Genomic DNA, 17,724 nt, shown 5'->3' with positions numbered 1-17,724 from the left:
GGTGTACACGATCTCGGACCCGCGCAACAAGGTGATCAAGGACGTCGCGAAGAAGCTGTCGAAAGAGGCAGGCAACAACAAGCTGTTCTCGATCGCCGAGCGGCTCGAATCGGTGATGTGGGACGCGAAGAAGATGTTCCCGAACCTCGACTGGTTCAGCGCGGTGTCGTACCACATGATGGGCGTGCCGACAGCAATGTTCACGCCGGTCTTCGTGATCGCGCGCACGGCGGGCTGGAGCGCGCACATCATCGAGCAGCGCATCGACAACAAGATCATCCGGCCGAGCGCGAATTACACCGGACCAGAGAATTTGAAGTACGTCGCGCTAAATAGGAGAAAATAGCGCTCGCTGCGCGCTCCCAGCACGCGCAGTTCAACCCGCGCGGCCGCCGGACCGGTCGTCCGCGCACTGTTTAACTGAAATTGAATAGAAAGGTTTTCTCCATGAAAAAGCTGATGATCGCCGCCATGATTGGCGCCCTGTCCACGACGATGCTGACCGTCGCGACTGACGCCGCCGCAGCGGACACGGCGACCACGAAGAAGCCGGCCACCAAGGCTGTCGCGAAGCGCCCGGAGCCGCGTCGCCTGATCAAGCGCAAGCCGAATCCGGTGAAGGAAGCGAAGGTCGATCCGATCCCGGAAGGCGCTGAAAAGTGGTCGTGCAAGGACGGTCTGGCTTTCGAAATGAAAGGTGACATGAAGCGTGACCAGATCGTCACCGTTCACTGGGCGAACAAGAACTACAACCTGCCGCGCGAAGCCACCACCACCGGCGCGGACCGTTTCCACGACGCCGCCACCGGTATGGACCTCGTCGTGATCCCGACCAAGGCAATGCTGTTCCAAGACAAGGACAGCTCGCGTCTCGCCGACGAGTGCAAGACGGTCGCCATGGCGCAAGGCGCACCGGCCGCGACGCAATCGAACGCGATCAACAAGACCGGCGACTGATTTTCGTCACCAGGGAAGCTCCTCCCATGTCCGCTCCGATCTCCAACGTGCGACCCGACCCGGACACTGTCCTCGTCGATATCGTCGATTACGTGCTGGATTTCCGGATCGACAGCGCACTCGCGCTGGAAACCGCGCGTCATTGCCTGATCGACACGCTCGGTTGCGGACTCGAAGCGCTGACCTACCCGGCCTGCACCAAGCTGATGGGACCGATCGTGCCGGGCACGATCGTCCCCAACGGCGCGAAGGTGCCGGGCACCTCATTCCAGCTGGACCCGGTTCAGGCCGCCTTCAACATCGGCGCAATGATCCGCTGGCTCGATTTCAACGACACGTGGCTCGCCGCCGAATGGGGCCATCCGTCGGACAATCTCGGCGCCATTCTCGCGACGGCCGACTGGCTTTCGCGCACCGCCATCGCAGCGGGCAAAGCGCCGCTGACGATGCAAGACGTGTTGATCGCCATGATCAAGGCGCACGAAATTCAAGGCTGCATCGCGCTCGAGAACTCGTTCAACAAGGTCGGGCTCGATCACGTGCTGCTGGTCAAACTCGCTTCGACCGCGGTGGCCGGGCAACTGCTCGGCCTCTCGCGCGACGAGCTGATCAACGCGGTATCGCAGGCGCTCGTCGATGGGCAGGCGCTGCGCACCTACCGCCACGCGCCGAACACCGGCTCGCGCAAATCGTGGGCCGCTGGCGACGCGACCTCGCGCGCGGTCCGTCTCGCGCTGATTTCGAAGACCGGCGAGATGGGCTATCCGTCGGTCCTCACCGCAAAAACCTGGGGCTTTTACGACGTGCTGTTCAACGGCAACGCGTTCAAATTCCAGCGCCCGTACGGCTCGTACGTGATGGAGAACGTGCTGTTCAAGATCGCGTTCCCGGCCGAATTCCACGCACAGACCGCGGTCGAAGCCGCACTCGCGCTGCATGCGCAACTCGCCGCCCAGGGCCGGCGCGTCGAGGACATTCGCCGCATCACGATTCGCACGCATGAAGCGGCGCTGCGTATCATCGATAAAAAAGGTCCGCTCGATAATCCGGCCGACCGCGATCACTGCATCCAGTACATGATCGCGGTACCGTTGATCCACGGTCGCCTGACCGCCGCGGATTACGAAGATTCGGTCGCGCGGGACGCACGCATCGATGAACTACGCGCGAAAATGACGTGCGTCGAAGACCCGCAATTCACGCAGGATTATCACGACCCCGACAAGCGTTCGATCGCCAATGCACTGACGCTCGAATTCAACGACGGGTCGACGCTCGATGAAGTCGTAGTCGAATACCCGATCGGTCACAAGCGCCGTCGCGAAGACGGTATCCCGTTGCTGGTCGAGAAGTTCAGGACCAATCTCGCACGGCGCTTTCCGCTCAGGCAGCAACAGGCAATTCTCGCCGTATCGCTCGACCAGGCCCGGCTCGAAGCCATGCCGGTCAATGAATACGTCGATCTGTATGTCATTTAGGTTGAGTACTGTAGTTCCGCGATCCAAACCAAGGAAAACACCATGGCCCACAACCTCCACAAAACGCTCAAGGAATTCGACAGCGGTTCCGGCAAAGGCAAGTTCTACTCGCTGCCGCAACTCGGCAAGGCTCTGAACCTCAAGATCGACCGTCTGCCGGTTTCGATCCGTATCGTGCTGGAATCGGTGCTGCGCAACTACGACGGCAAGAAGATCGCCGAAGAACACATCACGCAACTGGCGAACTGGAAGCCGAACGCGGCGCGCGTCGATGAAATTCCGTTCGTCGTGTCGCGCGTCGTGCTGCAGGACTTCACCGGCGTGCCGCTGCTCGCCGACATCGCCGCAATGCGCGGCGTCGCGAAGGCGGTCGGCAAGAATCCGAAGTCGATCGAGCCGCTGGTGCCGGTCGATCTGGTGGTCGACCACTCGGTGCAGATCGATCACTTCCGCGAAAAGAACGCGCTCGACCTGAACATGAAGCTGGAATTCCAGCGCAATAACGAGCGCTACCAGTTCATGAAGTGGGGCATGCAGGCGTTCGACACGTTCAAGGTCGTGCCGCCGGGCGTCGGCATCGTTCACCAGGTGAACCTCGAATATCTCGCGCGCGGCGTGCACAAGAAGGCCGAGGGCGCGGACACCGTGTACTACCCGGATTCGCTGGTCGGCACCGACAGCCACACCACGATGATCAACGGCATCGGCGTGGTCGGCTGGGGTGTGGGCGGCATCGAAGCGGAAGCGGGCATGCTCGGCCAGCCGGTGTACTTCCTGACCCCGGACGTGGTCGGCGTGCACCTGAAGGGCAAGCTGATCGAAGGCGTGACGGCCACCGACCTCGTGCTGACCATCACCGAACTGCTGCGTAAAGAGAAGGTGGTCGGCAAGTTCGTCGAATTCTTCGGCGAAGGCACGCGCTCGCTGTCGCTGCCGGACCGCGCGACGATCGGCAACATGGCGCCGGAATACGGCGCGACGATGGGCTTCTTCCCGGTCGACGAAAAAACCATCGACTACTTCAAGGGCACCGGTCGTACGGACGCCGAAATTTCCGCGTTCGAAAACTACTTCAAGGCGCAGGAACTGTTCGGTATCCCGAGCGACGGCGACATCGATTACACCAAGGTCGTCACGCTCGATCTCGCGACGGTCGCGCCGTCGCTGGCCGGCCCGAAGCGTCCGCAGGACCGTATCGAAATCGGCCACGTGAAGTCGACCTTCACCGACCTGTTCTCGAAGCCGGTCGCCGAAAATGGCTTCGCGAAGAAGGGTGTGGACCTCGACACGACCTACACGACCAGCAACGGCGTCGATGTGAAGAACGGCGACGTGCTGATCGCCGCGATCACGTCGTGCACCAACACGTCGAACCCGAGCGTGCTGCTGGCCGCCGGTCTGCTCGCGAAGAAGGCGGTCGAAGCGGGCCTGACGGTCGCGCCGCACATCAAGACCTCGCTCGCGCCGGGATCGCGGATCGTCACCGAGTACCTGACCAAGACCGACCTGCTGAAGTATCTCGACAAGCTCGGCTTCACGCTCGCCGCGTACGGTTGCACGACCTGTATCGGCAACGCGGGCGACCTGACGCCGGAACTGAACGAGACGATCACGAAGAACGACATCGTCGCGGCGGCAGTGCTGTCGGGCAACCGTAACTTCGAAGCGCGGATTCACCCGAACATCCGCGCGAACTTCCTCGCGTCGCCGCCGCTCGTGGTCGCCTACGCGATCGCCGGCAACATCACGCGCGACCTGATGACCGAACCGGTCGGCAAGGGCACCGGCGGCCGCGACATCTACCTCGGCGACATCTGGCCGACCAGCGAAGAAGTCAACGCGCTGCTCAAGTACGCGCTCGACGCCGACGCGTTCCGCAAGAACTACTCGCAGCTCACGAAGAAGGGCGATCTGTGGAGCAAGATCGAGGGCGAGGAAGGCCAGGTCTACGACTGGCCGAAGTCGACCTACATCGCGGAGCCGCCGTTCTTCGGCAAGGAATTCTCGATGACGCCGGCTTCCAGCATCGCGCCGGTCACCGGCGCACGCGCACTGGGCATCTTCGGTGACTCGGTCACGACCGACCACATCAGCCCGGCCGGCTCGATCAAGGAAGACTCGCCGGCAGGCCGCTGGCTGAAGGAAAACGGCGTGCAGAAGGCCGACTTCAACAGCTACGGCTCGCGCCGCGGCAACCACGACGTGATGATGCGCGGCACCTTCGCGAACGTCCGGATCAAGAACCTGATGATCCCGGCGAAGGCGGATGGCACGCGCGTCGAAGGCGGTCTGACGATTCATCAGCCGAGCGGCGAACAGCTGTCGATTTACGACGCGGCGATGAAGTACATCGACGCCGGCACGCCGACCGTCGTGTTCGCGGGCGAAGAGTACGGCACGGGTTCGTCGCGCGACTGGGCCGCGAAGGGCACGCAACTGCTCGGCGTGAAGGCCGTGGTCGCACGCAGCTTCGAGCGGATTCACCGTTCGAACCTCGTCGGCATGGGCGTTCTGCCGCTGCAGTTCAAGGGCTCGGATAGCGTGCAGTCGCTCGGCATCACCGGCGAAGAAACCTACGACATCGAAGGCCTCGGCGACGACTTCAAGCCGCAACAGGAAGTCACGCTGGTGATCCACGGCAAGGACGGCGACAAGCGCGTGCCGGTGCTGCTGCGTATCGACACGCCGATCGAAGTCGACTACTACAAGCACGGCGGGATTCTGCCGTTCGTGCTGCGTTCGCTGCTGGCCGCTTAAGCCAGGCGGCAACGCAAGCAGCCTCGCTGTTTTGCAGGGGCTGCGTCCTGTGGAGGGCGCAGCCGACTTTGGAGCCCGACCTCAGGTCGGGCTTTTTTTATTTGTGGCGGGGAGTTTGAGAGAGACAAGCGAGCGAGTGCCACCAAGCTAACTGCGCGGCACCCGCTCTCGCTTACTTCAGGCCGAAATCGACTCGCGTCGTCGCGCCCTTGTCCTTGATATCGTCGGCGGTGAGCTTCGGCGCGACGATGAAGATGCGGCTGCTGTCGATCTTGCCGTCCAGATACTGCTGCACGCTCTGCGCGCGCTGTTGCGCGAGCTGGCGCAGCGACGCCTCGTCGACCGGCGCGTTGGCAGCGAGCGCGCCCTTCATGTCGTCGTCGGGCACGCTCTTGGTCAGGCCGATGAAGTTGCGCGGCTTCTTGAAGTCGGCGGACTTGTAGGCCTTGGTCAGATACTTGTCGTAGTCCTTCTGATCGACCGTGACGGTGGACAGATCCACGCTCTCGCCGTTGCCGACCACGTCCTTGACCTTCTGCTGCTTGACCAGCCGTTCCACGTACTTCGAACGCAGCGCCGGCTCGTCGACCTTCGGATCGACGCGGCCGATCAGGTCCATGCGGATCGACGGCTTGTCGTTCAGCGCCTTCACGATCGTGTCGAGTTTCTGCTTGTCGGTGTCGGTCAACTGCGCGGAACCCGCTTCGAATTCGACATAGCCGAGTTCCTGGCCATTGCCGCCGAACGCGTTCGCGATCAGCGAGAACGGCGCGGTCACCGCCTTTTCGAGCAGGTTCAGCACCGCACGCCAGATCAGACCGCCGACGCTGAACTCGGGATTCGACAGCGAACCCGACACCGGCAGGTTCACGTCGATCTCGCCGCGCGAGTTCTTCAGCAGCGAGATCGCGAAGCGCACCGGCAGCTTGGTCGCGGTGTCGTTCTCGACGTGATCGCCGAACGTCAGTTGATCGATGAACAGGTGGTTGTTCGCGTTCAGCTGGTCGTTCTGCAGCGTGTAGTGCAGATCGACGTTGAGCTTGCCCTTGGTGATCGGGTAGCCCGCGTATTTGGACGAATACGGCGTCAGGTTGGTCAGTTCGATGCCGTGCGCGGTCGCGGTCAGATCGAGCGCCGGTTTCGCGATCAGCGGATTGACGGTGCCGCGAATCGTCAACGGACCGTTGGCCGCGAGTTTCGCAGCGACGTCGACCGGCGCGGGCGTCGTCGATTCCGTGCCGAACGCGCCGACCGTGCCCTGAATGTCGACGAGATTCGCGGTGTAGTTCGGCTTGATGAAGTTGTCGGTGTAGGTCACGCGGCCCTGCTGCAACACCAGTTGGCCGAACCGCAGCTTGACCGGATTTTGCGGCGGCGTGGCGGCGGTGACGGTGGCCGGTGTCGCGGTGACGGCCGGCTTGCCCGCGGCCGCGGCCGATGCTTCCACAGCGACTGCCGGCGCCGACGCGGCGACCGCCTCCGACACCGCCCCCGGCGTCAGCGGAATCGGCTTCGCACCGCTGCTGTCGCGGGTCAGCGACTGCGCGGTGCCGCTCTCATGCGCAACCACGTCCTTCAGGTTCAGCTTGCCTTGCGCGTCGAGCAGCACGCGGCCGTAGAACTTCGAGAAGGTCACGCGGCTCGCGTCGACCACGGTGCCGTGCTCGTCGTAGTCGGCCTTCAGGTTCGACAATGCGAGCGAGCCCCAGCCGGCGAACGGATCCGAGGTCGCCTTGTCGAGCATCCGCACGTCGACCAGCGCGACGTCGCCGCGATAGTTCGCCTTCAGCGCCTTCGCCTGCGAGACCGCGAGTTCGCCGTTCGCGTTCAGCAGCGCGCTCGCGATCGCCGCGTTCAGCTTGTCGCCGAAATACGGTTCGAACGCGGCCGCGTCGAGACGGTTCGCGTTGATCTTGACTGCAACCTTCAGCGGCGTCGCGGTGACGTCGCCCTTCAGCGCGAGCGTGCCCTTCCTGTTCAGCGTCGCCTGCAGATCGACCGGCAGCGGCCGGCTCAGGTCGTCGCTGATCTGCTGCACCTTCAGTTGCAGCGGCGTGATGCTCAGCTTGACCGGCTGCCGCGTGGTGTTGTCGGTGAAGTTCGCGGTCGAGTCCTTCAGCGTCAGCTCGCCGATCTTGTAGTGCCATGCCGAACCTTCGGCCTGCGCTTTTTTCGCCGCATGGATCGCGGTGCGTTGCTGCGCTTCCTGATGCGCGTCGGCGAGCGAACTCAGATTGATGCTGCCGTTCTTCAGACGCTGCGCATCGACCGAGAGGCCAGTCGCGTCGACGCTGGTCACGTCGGCGGTACGCGCCGCCACGTCGACCTGCTTGACCACCACGTTGCCTTGCGCGAGCGAGATCACCGGCGTTTTGTCGCCGCGCGCCGCGAGCTTCAGCGATTGCAGACCCAACTGGGTATCCGCGACCGTCACCGCCACCGGCGCTTTCGACCAGTTCGCGTCGATCTGGGTCGTCGCGGACAACGCGCCGTCGAGCACCTGCGCGGACGTCGCGGTGTCGAGATACGGCTGCAATTGCGGCAGCTTCAGCGACTTCAGATCGAGCTTCGCGCTCGCGGTCTTCGCCGCGAGGCCGAGCGTGCCGTCGCCGGCCAGCGAACCGGCATCGTCCTTGAAGCTGGTGTTGAGCGTGTAGTGCGCGGGCGTCGCCGCCAGCGTCGAAAAATCGGTCAGCGTCACCGCGAGCTTTTGCAGGCCGAGGTCGACCGGATGCGACGCGGCTTCGTCGTGCACGTTCAGCGTGCCGTCGTTCAATGCGAAGCGTTTGATGGAGAGATCGATCGGCGGGGCCGGTTTGGCGGCAGCCGTCTTAGCGTTCGCGTCGGGCTTGGCGTTACTGGCCTGCGCATTCGCGCCGGATGCAACCGCGGGCGCGCTCGCCGTCGCGGCCGTGGCCGTGGCCGCTTTGTCCGCTGTGGAAGCGTTCGCCGGCGCCGGCGCAAACATCTTCTCGACGCTCAGCACGCCGTTTTTGTCGCGCGCGAGGCTCGCGCTCGGCGCATCGATGCGAATGTCGTCGAAGTGGTAGACGCTCTTCATCGGCTCGAGCGAGCCCGCCGCGACGTGCACCGCGCGCGCCGCGAAGAACGGCGCCTTGCCCTGATCCTGCACGTCGACATCGTTCAGATCGACGGTGCCCGCGACCCGCAGCGACGGCGTGTCGTTCGACATCACGAAATTGAGCTTCAGATCGGTCGACAGCTTGCCCGACTGCACGGTCACCGGCAGCTTCGACGGCACGTAGGAAATCAGCTTCGGCACGTCGAGCTGGTCGAACCGCAGCGACACTTCCGACTCGCGCGACGCCGCGAACGGCTTGGTCTTGCCGTCGATCGCCAGCTCGCTGTTGCCGTCGATCCGCGCGCGCAGCAGCGGCTCGACGAAGATATCGGTCTTCGACGGCAGCGTCGCGATGAACGGAATGCCGAGCTTCCATTCGTCGATCAGGTGGGTCGTGCCGAGCAGCCGGTCGTCGAAGCGGATCTGGCCGTTTTCGACGCGAATATTGGACACGGAAAAGAGCGTCGGCTTGCTGTCGGGCTTGGCCGGCTGATTTGCGAATTTCTCGATCAGGTCGCTGAAATTGAAGCGCTGCGCGTCGTAGCGCACGATATTGAAGCGCGGCGAATCGACCTGCACTTCGTCGACGATCGGCGCGCCGCGAAACACCGAACTCCACGACGGCTTCACGATCAGCCGCGAAATATCGATGAAATCGCCCGCGCCGCCGCGCTCGCCGATATGCACGTTGTCGGCTTCGAAGCGCAGCGTGTACGGGTTGAGCGCGATGCGCCCGATCGACGCCGGCCGGTCGAGCTGCTTGCTCAGCTGCTGGCTCGCGATATGGCGAATCAGCGGCGGCGCGGCGAAAAAGCCGAGCAGACCGAAGACGACGATAAAGATCAGCAGACCTACGAGAATGCGGCGCGTACGACGCGACTGCGCGACGTCGCGCATGGTCTGCATGGAGGAGGCGATCGATTCTTTATTGAGGCTTGCCATGCTGGAGCTGGATTGAATGCGGCGGCAAGCCCGCCGCGGAAAACAGAAAAGCTGCAAGCGGCAGTATAAGACGTGAATCGTTTGCGCAGGCAGGAATGTCAGGCTTGGCTTGACGATTCGCGCTGCTTACTGATGATTTTCAGAAAATGCTGATCCGCTGGCGCAGGTAGCGGTTTGACCGCGCGCCGCTGTCATATGACTGACTTCCGACGCGCGCGTCACCGATGCTTCGACGTACATATCGTCGTCACAGGAGGTTTGCGAGCGACGAGCGGCAAACGGCGCGCGGCACTCATATGACTGACTACCGGCGCGCCGCTTCCATCACTACTGCCGCACGACCGCCGGCGGCTGCCAGCTGCCGTCGGTGGCTTGCGGCTTCGGCGCATACAGACGCAGCACCAGCTGCATGTCCGCGCGCGGCGCGGGCAGCCAGTTGCCGGTGCGGCTGCGGGTCGACGACACCACCACGTCGAGCGAGCCGTCGCGATTACGGCGCGCGCCATTGCGATCGCCGACCGCCAGACGCGCCGGCGCGTTCTCGCTCAGCGCGCCGTCCTTCGTGTATGCGGTCAGCGACCAGAAGCCGCGCACCGGCGGCAAGCGGTTCGCCGCGAAATGGATCACGTAGCGATTCGCGCCGTTCAGCGGGTTGCCGTCGCTGTCCTGCGTGACGACCGCGCGCACTTCGTCGTCTTTCGTGCCGATGCCGGGCTGCGTGCTCGCCGCATACGCGCGCAGCGCATAGTCGGGGCCGTAGTTGCCGACGCCGTCGCCGAACCAGCTCCAGCCGTTCGCGCTCAGCAGATTGGTCGGCGGCGTCGCGACGCGCTCGCGACCGTCGGCGAGACCGGCCGCGAGTGCGTCGGTGGCTTTCGGCAGCTTGACCGGTTCGCCCGGCGTGACGCCGAGATCGGCGAGAAATTTCAGCGCGTGCGGATCGGCCGGTGTCGGCGGATTGTCAGCCAATGCATCGGCGAGGCGGCCGAAGAAGGCGCTCGCATCGAGCGCGGCGACCTGCTGGGCCGGCGTGCCGGCGGCGCTCGCGACGCCGCTGCCGCCGTTGCCGCGCGACGGCAATTCCGGCTCCGCGTCGCCCACATAGACGCTCAGCGGCGCCAGACCAATGCCGTGCTGCAGCTTGCGGATCGCGTTCAGATCGCGCGCGCCGTTCGACTGCACGCGCACGCTGATCCACGCATTGCGGGTCGGCACTTCGACGCGCTTCGCGCCCGCCGGCAGCTCGCCGTTCCAGCCGGGCGTGACGAAGGCAATCGTTTGCGAGCGCACACCTTTGGTGCCAGCCGTGCCGACGACGAACTGCGGCCCAGTCGACCACACCACGTTGGTCCACATGTCGAGCACGCGGGCATCGACGTAACGGCCACGCGAATCGGGCAGCGTCAGAATCACCGGCTCGTCGGCGACATCGAGCCAGCCGGTCGAGTCGAGCGTATCGAGGCCCGGTTGCGGCGGATTGGCCGTGCCGATCGGCGGCAGCGCCTGCGCGTGACGCAGCGTGTTGAAAGGCGCACGGCCCGGTTCGGTGCCGACGGCCGCGTCGCGCGCGACGCTCATCACGACCAGCGGGTAGCCGAACACGTAGGAATCGGCGACTTCATCCTTGATCCAGCCGGTGCTTTGGTGTGTGGCGGTCGGGGTCGATGCACAACTGGCCAGCAGTGCAAGACCTGCGAGCGACACGCAGGCCCGTGAAAGAGAAAACAGTTCTCGGCGATTTTTTATCATTCGTTCAAAGTGCGGAACGTGCAGTCCTATGGGAGATGCCGGTGCGCAGCGCCTGGAAACCTGCGCGGGTCTCCCGAACCACTGCGCAGCCAACCCGCCGAATGCAATTCCGGCAACATCGCGTTGTATCGTATCCTTGCTAACCAGGCAAGCATAAAGCAGGCAATTGCGCGATGTCGCGCGCATGCCGTACGTCAACGGTGCAAGCGGCACTTCCGCCGCACTCGCAACGCGTCGCATCCGATTGCGCCGCAACTCGCGCAAACACGCTAACAGGTTGTTCGATTCGCTGATCGGTCGATGCGTCGATTCGTTCATCAGGTCCCCACTCTTTCGCCATTCCGCTTCCGGAGCGCTTCAATGTATCTGCCCGCCCACTTCGAAGAGAACCGCCCGGAGGTTCTCCATCGCCTGATCGCCGAGCAGCCGTTCGGCGCGCTGATTACGCATGGTCCGCACGGGCTCGACGCGAATCATTTGCCGTTCGAGGCGCAGATATCGCCGGCCGTCGACGGCTCGCCCGAAGCAGCGCGCTGCGTGCTGCGCGCGCACGTCGCGCGGGCCAACCCCGTCTGGCAGGAAGCCGCGACCCATCCGGACGCGCTGGTGATCTTCCAGGGACCGGCGGCTTACATTTCGCCGACCTGGTACCCAAGCAAGCAGGAGACCCACAAGCAGGTGCCGACCTACAACTATATGGTCGTGCATGCGCATGGCAGGATTGTGGTGCACGACGACGAAGCGTTCGTGCGCGGTCTGGTCGCGCGGCTCACGCGCAAGATGGAAGCCGGCGAGCCGGTGCCGTGGAAGATCGGCGACGCGCCGGCCGACTTCATCGCGCAGATGCTCGGCGCGATCGTCGGGATCGAGATCGAGGTGACGCGGCTGGTCGGTAAATGGAAGCTCGGCCAGAACAAGGCCGCGGACGACCGGCGCGGCGCCGCGCAAACGCTGCTCGGGCGTGACGGCGATCAGCAGCAGGCGGTCGGGCAGGCGATGCTGGATGCGCCGCCGGCGTTCTGAGTTCGACGCGTTTGCAGCGTTTTGAACGTTGCAGCGCCGCGACCCGCGCGCCCGGCTGTAACAGCGGCCCTATCCGTCCTTGACCTTCCCGCGCCAGGAAGGTCGATACTGACTTCATTACGCGTTCATTACGCTCATTGCGCGGCCCGCTGCCGCCACGAGCCTCCCTTGCCATGACCGGACTTGCCGATCCGCAGCGTCCCGCCGACGCTGCTTCCTCTTCTCCTTCTCCCTCACCCACGCCCGCGCGCGTTGTCGAAATCGATGTCGGCGGGATGACCTGCGCGTCCTGTGCGATGCGGGTCGAAAAAGCGCTCGCGAAAGTGCCGGGCGTCGCGCGCGCCAGCGTGAATCTCGCGACCGAACGCGCGCGCGTCGAAAGCACTGCGACGGTCGCGGCCGAGCAGCTCGCCGACGCCGTGCGCAACGCGGGTTATGACGCGACGCTCGTCGCGAGCGCCGATGCTGTCGCGCCAGCCGAAGCGTCGCTCGCGGCATCCGCTGACGCGGCCGCTGCCACCGAATTGCAGATCGGCGGGATGACCTGCGCGTCCTGCGCGATGCGGGTCGAGAAAGCGCTCGCGAAAGTGCCCGGCGTCGCGCGCGCCAGCGTGAATCTCGCGACCGAAACCGCCACCGTTTACGCGGAGCACGCCGCGGCTGGCAATGCCGCAGCCGCCAACGCCAACGCCGATGTCGATGTCGATGTCGACGCGTTGATCGCCGCGGTCAAAAAAGCCGGCTACGAAGCGACATTGAGCGCGCCGCCTGCAAGCCCGGCAGCGTTCGGCGCGAGCGCGAGCGCGGCCACAGCTACGGACGAGAGCGACACCCCGCCCCAACCCAGCCTCGCCGAGCGCAAACAGAGCGAAGCGCGCCGCGACCTCGCGAGCGTCGTCGCGTCCGCGCTGCTCACGCTGCCGCTCGTCGCGCCGATGTTCGGCGAATGGTTCGGCATCCACGCGATGCCGCCCGCGTGGTTGCAATTGGTGCTCGCGTCGATCGTGCAGTTCGTATTCGGCGCACGCTTCTACCGCGCCGCCTGGCGCGCGCTGCGCGCCGGCGCCGGCAACATGGACCTGCTGGTCGCGCTCGGCACGTCGGCGGCGTACGGGATCAGCGTCTACGAACTGGCGAGCCATCCGGGCGACATGATGCATCTGTACTTCGAGGCATCGGCGGTCGTCATCACGCTGGTGCGCTTCGGCAAGTGGCTCGAGGCGCGCGCGAAACGCCAGACCACCGATGCGATCCGCGCGCTCAACGCGCTGCGCCCCGAGCGCGCGCGGATCCGCGTCGGCGGCGAGGAGCGCGACGTGCCGCTCGCGCAGGTGCGGGTCGGCACGGTCGTGGTGGTGCGGCCCGGCGAGCGCGTGCCGGTCGACGGCGCGGTGCTCGAAGGCCGCAGCCATATCGATGAAGCGCTGATCACCGGCGAAAGCCTGCCGGTGCCGAAGCAGACCGGCGACGCGGTCACCGCCGGCTCGATCAACGGCGAAGGCGTGCTCGCGGTGACCACCACCGCGATCGGCGCGGAGACCACGCTCGCGCGCATCATCCGGCTGGTCGAAAGCGCGCAGGCGGAGAAGGCGCCGATCCAGCGGCTCGTCGACCGCGTCAGCGAACTCTTCGTGCCGGCGATCCTCGCGATCGCCGCGCTCACGCTGGTCGGCTGGCTGCTCGCGGGCGCCGGCGGCGAGACCGCGATCCTCAACGCGGTCGCGGTGCTGGTGATCGCCTGCCCGTGCGCGCTCGGACTCGCGACGCCGGCCGCGATCATGGCCGGCACCGGCGTCGCCGCGCGCCACGGCGTGCTGATCAAGGACGCGGAAGCGCTTGAAATCGCGCACCGGGTGTCGATCGTCGCGTTCGATAAAACCGGCACGCTGACGCTCGGGCAACCGTCGGTGACCGCGTTCGAGCCGGTCGGCGCGCTTGGCCGCAAGGCGGCGCTCGCGCTCGCGGCGGCGGTGCAGCGGCATAGCGAGCATCCGCTGGCGCGGGCGGTGGTGAGTGCGTATGAGGCGGAGCCGGGAGCGAAGGAGCCGGCGCATGAGGGGCTGGCTGCCGCAACAGAGCGGGTTCCGGTGGACCATGCTACTGCGGCGGCATCCGATCAAGCCGCTGCCGCCCCCCACGCCAGCGCCGCGCGCGCGGTCGCCGGCCGCGGCGTCGAAGCGGAGGTCGACGGCCGCACGCTCGCGCTCGGCAGCACGCGCTGGCTGCGCGAACTCGGCATCGACCTGCCGCCCGCGCTCGCCGTGCGCGCGCAGGAACTCGAAGCAGCCGGCAACACCGTGTCCTGGCTGATGACGCGCGCGCCGCACGCCCCGGAAGCGCTCGCGCTGATCGCGTTCGGCGATACCGTCAAACCGTCCGCGCGCGCGGCGGTCGAGCGGCTCAAACGGATGGGCATCCGCAGCGTGCTGGTGACCGGCGACAACCGCGGCAGCGCGGCGAGCGTCGCGCAGGCGCTCGGCATCGACGAATTCCACGCCGAGGTATTGCCCGACGACAAGGCCCGCGTGATCCGCGACCTGAAGATCCGCCACGCGGGCATCGTCGCGATGGCGGGCGACGGCATCAACGACGCGCCCGCGCTCGCCGCCGCCGACATCGGCATCGCGATGGCGACCGGCACCGACGTCGCGATGCACGCGGCCGGCGTCACGCTGATGCGCGGCGACCCGGCGCTGGTGGCCGACGCGATCGACATCTCCCGGCGCACCTGGCGCAAGATCCAGCAGAACCTGTTCTGGGCGTTCGTCTACAACCTGATCGGCATTCCGCTCGCCGCGTTCGGGCTGCTGAACCCGATGCTCGCGGGCGCGGCGATGGCGTTTTCGAGCGTCAGCGTGGTGACTAATGCGTTGTTGTTGCGGACGTGGCGCGGGGGGCCGGGCGGCGCGGCTGGGCCGGCGCGTTAGACGCTGGGGGTGCGCCGCGACGCGGCGCTGCTAGCTTTCAGGCATCGGAGGGATGACCGGCGCCCAGTCCATCGGTTCGGCGGTCGCGATCTGCAAACGCGCGCGAAGCTCTGGATTTGCATAGCCTTGCAGCAAGATCGCCAGCCCTCCTACCTGACGTGCATCTTCGTCGGTAATGGGCTGGTCCGAGTGGTCCGCGCTGTCGGGCGGAACGTTCATTGTCAACGCCTTGTCGAGTAAGGGCTGGATCTTGGAGCGCATCACGCTGCACACCTTGATCTGGCCGGTATTTTCATCGTAGAAAATAATGCTTGCCCGCTGTGGTTTTGGCGTAGTCATAGGTATCCCCTGCATAGCTGGTACTTCTGGAAGGCGCGCTGTTACATGGGCCGCCTCATCGATTGCGGGAATCGCGGCAGTCTACGGAAAGCGCGGCCCTGAAGCGTCGACATAGGTCAAAGGGCTGAGTGCGCCGTCACCCGCCCCACCAAGCCCCCGCCTACTTACACCCCGCTTTCATTCCCCCTAAAGCTCACCACCAACCACGCCGTTAACCAGAGATCGAGGCGGCGATGCCTGTTGCAAAACACGGGTTCACGCCACCCGACCCGTCCCCCTACTCCGGTTGACAATGAACTCTTTCTTTTCACGCCGCGCCAGCGTCGGCGCGCGGCTGGCCGCGCTCTCGTGCGTGCTGGTCGCTTTGATCTTCGCGTCCTTCGCCTGGGCGCTCACCCGCAGCGCCGGCCAACAGGTGCGCGATCAGGTGCTCGAACGCATCGCCGAGAAAGACCGCTCGATCGCCGCGATGATCACGTTGTTCGACAAGGCGCTGTCGGCCGAAGTCGACCGTTCGATGGCCCTGTTCGCGAGCTTCCTGCCGACCGACTTCGCAGTCGACGACACGCAGAAAGTCGACACCGGCGGCACGCTGGCGCCGACCTTCAAGGCCGGCGACAAGGTCCTGAACCTCGACTTCACGATCCCCGACCAGTTTCTGCAACGCAGCGGCGCGATCGCGACCATCTTCGCGCGCAGCGGCGACGATTTCGTGCGCGTGACCACGTCGCTGAAAAAGCAGGACGGCAGCCGCGCGATCGGCACGCTGCTCGACCGCAAGGGGCCGGCGTACGCGCCGTTGCTCGCGAACCGCACCTACACCGGCATCGCGACGCTGTTCGGCAAGCGCATGATCACCCAGTACCGGCCGGTCACCGATGCGAGCGGCCGCGTGATCGGCGCGCTGTTCGTCGGCGTCGACGTCGACAAGGAAATCCAGTCGGTCCAGGACGGCATTCGCGCGCTGAAAATCGGCGACAGCGGCTACTACTTCGTGGTCGACGCATCGAACGGCGCGGAGCGCGGCAAGCTGGTCGTGCATCCGGCCGCCGCCGGCCAGAAAGCCGACGACGCCAACGCACCGTACCAGCGCATGCTCGACATGAAGCACGGGCAGATCGACTATCGCTCGGCCGACGCGACGCTCGGCGAGCGCGCCGCGCGCGACAAGCTGGTGTCGTTCGTCACGGTGCCGGAGTGGCAGTGGCTGGTCGGCGGCGTCGCGCCGCGCGACGAAGTGATGGCCGACGTGATGCGCACCCGCAACGAATTCCTGCTGCTCGGCCTCGTGCTGGTCGGCCTGTTCGCGATCGTGTTCCTGATCGCGGTGCGCCGGCTCGTCACGCGTCCGCTCGACGAAGCGGTGCGCGCGTCCGAGCGCTTCGCGGCCGGCGATCTGAGCGTGCGGGTCAGCCCGCACGGCCGCGCGCGCGGCGACGAAATCGGCCGCCTGATGCAGGCGATCGACGGCATCGGCGAAGGCCTCGCGCGGATCGTCGCGCAGGTGCGCAATGCGTCGGCGGATATGTCGAGCGGGACCGAGAAGATCGCGGTCGGCAGCGGCAATATCGCGATGCGCATCGCGACCCAGGCGAGCAGCCTGGAGGAAACCGCCGCGAGCATGGAGCAGATCACGTCGACCGTGCAGCAGAACGCCGATCACGCAACCCAGGCGAACACGCTGGTCACGCGCGCCGCCGATGCCGCCACCGAAGGCGGCAACGCGGTCGAGCGCGTGGTGACGACGATGGGCGAGATCAGCCGCTCATCGCAGAAGATCGCCGAGATCACGTCGGTGATCGAGGGCATCGCGTTCCAGACCAACATCCTCGCGCTGAACGCGGCCGTCGAAGCGGCGCGCGCGGGCGAGCACGGCAAGGGCTTCGCGGTGGTCGCGTCGGAAGTGCGCGCGCTCGCGCAACGCAGCGCGGCATCGGTGAAGGAGATCGAGGGGGTGATCGCGGCGTCGACCGCGAACGTCGACAGCGGGTTCCGGATCGCCGAGGAAGCGAGCGCGACGATGCAGGGGATCGTCGCGCAGGTCGGTCAGGTGCGCGCGATCATGAGCGAGATCAACGTGGCGTCGCGCGAGCAGTCGGGCGGGATCGAGCAGGTCAACCTGGCGGTTACGCAGATCGGCGAGGCGACGCAGCAGAACGCGACGATTGTTGCCGATGCGGAAATCGCGGCGGCCGAACTGCGCGAGCAGGCGGCGCGGCTCGCGCAGTTGGTGAGCGTGTTCAAGCTGGAAGGTGGGCGGGAGTAACGGCAGGTGGCCGCACCTGCGAACGCCGGAAGGCTCGCTGGCCGAGTGCCCGATCGAGCGGCCCGGCGGCTCGGTGGCCCGGCGGCTCGGCGGCTCGGCGGCTCGGCGGCTCGGCGGCCCCGGCGGCCCCGGCGGCTCGGCGGCCTCGGCGGCCCCGGCGGCCCCGGCGGCCCCGGCGGCCCCGGCGGCTCGGCGGCCCCGGCG

General features: G+C 65.9%; 10 protein-coding genes. 7 read left to right on the top strand and 3 right to left on the bottom strand.

Translation table 11 applies throughout. The annotated features are described in order from the left end of the window. From BTH42_RS30290 to acnA, 4 genes are all read left to right on the top strand, one after another. A partial coding sequence (locus BTH42_RS30290) for a citrate/2-methylcitrate synthase (RefSeq protein WP_305954812.1) occupies positions 1–346 on the top strand: 346 nt, incomplete at its 5' end. 101 nt (positions 347–447) lie between these two features. Then, on the top strand, positions 448–957 hold the full coding sequence (locus BTH42_RS30285) for a hypothetical protein (RefSeq protein WP_075304861.1): 510 nt from the start codon (positions 448–450) through the stop codon (positions 955–957). 26 nt (positions 958–983) lie between these two features. Then, on the top strand, positions 984–2,435 hold the full coding sequence (locus BTH42_RS30280) for a bifunctional 2-methylcitrate dehydratase/aconitate hydratase (protein ID WP_075304860.1): 1,452 nt from the start codon (positions 984–986) through the stop codon (positions 2,433–2,435). A gap of 42 nt (positions 2,436–2,477) precedes the next feature. Then, on the top strand, positions 2,478–5,192 hold the full coding sequence (gene acnA, locus BTH42_RS30275) for an aconitate hydratase AcnA (RefSeq protein ID WP_075304859.1): 2,715 nt from the start codon (positions 2,478–2,480) through the stop codon (positions 5,190–5,192). A gap of 172 nt (positions 5,193–5,364) precedes the next feature. Here acnA and BTH42_RS30270 read toward each other — a convergent pair whose 3' ends face one another. Beyond that, a complete protein-coding gene (locus BTH42_RS30270) occupies positions 5,365–9,216 on the bottom strand; it encodes a DUF748 domain-containing protein (RefSeq protein WP_075304858.1) in 3,852 nt (1,283 codons plus the stop codon). 327 nt (positions 9,217–9,543) lie between these two features. After that, the gene (locus tag BTH42_RS30265; RefSeq protein WP_075304857.1) at positions 9,544–10,965 is read right to left on the bottom strand and encodes a DUF1254 domain-containing protein; all 1,422 of its coding nucleotides are present in this window, start codon (positions 10,963–10,965) and stop codon (positions 9,544–9,546) included. A 360-nt stretch (positions 10,966–11,325) separates the two neighbouring features. On the opposite strand from BTH42_RS30265, the gene BTH42_RS30260 reads away from it, so the two are divergent. After that, a complete protein-coding gene (locus BTH42_RS30260; protein ID WP_075304856.1) occupies positions 11,326–11,988 on the top strand; it encodes an FMN-binding negative transcriptional regulator in 663 nt (220 codons plus the stop codon). A gap of 173 nt (positions 11,989–12,161) precedes the next feature. Continuing rightward, positions 12,162–14,915 carry a heavy metal translocating P-type ATPase gene (locus tag BTH42_RS30255; RefSeq protein WP_075304855.1) on the top strand — a complete coding sequence of 918 codons (2,754 nt, stop codon included), beginning with the start codon at positions 12,162–12,164 and terminating at the stop codon, positions 14,913–14,915. 30 nt (positions 14,916–14,945) lie between these two features. On the opposite strand, the gene BTH42_RS30250 is transcribed toward BTH42_RS30255, so the two are convergent. Continuing rightward, positions 14,946–15,254, bottom strand: coding sequence for a hypothetical protein (locus BTH42_RS30250; RefSeq protein ID WP_075304865.1), 309 nt, complete (start codon positions 15,252–15,254; stop codon positions 14,946–14,948). Between the two features lie 292 nt (positions 15,255–15,546). Here BTH42_RS30250 and BTH42_RS30245 point away from each other — a divergent pair, with 292 nt between their 5' ends. Beyond that, positions 15,547–17,520 carry a methyl-accepting chemotaxis protein gene (locus BTH42_RS30245; protein WP_075304854.1) on the top strand — a complete coding sequence of 658 codons (1,974 nt, stop codon included), beginning with the start codon at positions 15,547–15,549 and terminating at the stop codon, positions 17,518–17,520. Positions 17,521–17,724 lie beyond the last annotated feature (204 nt).

This window comes from Burkholderia sp. SRS-W-2-2016 (genome assembly GCF_001931485.1).
GTDB lineage: Bacteria > Pseudomonadota > Gammaproteobacteria > Burkholderiales > Burkholderiaceae > Paraburkholderia.
Note: the sequence above shows the minus strand (reverse complement) of the source record. Positions and strands in the feature narration are given on the sequence as shown.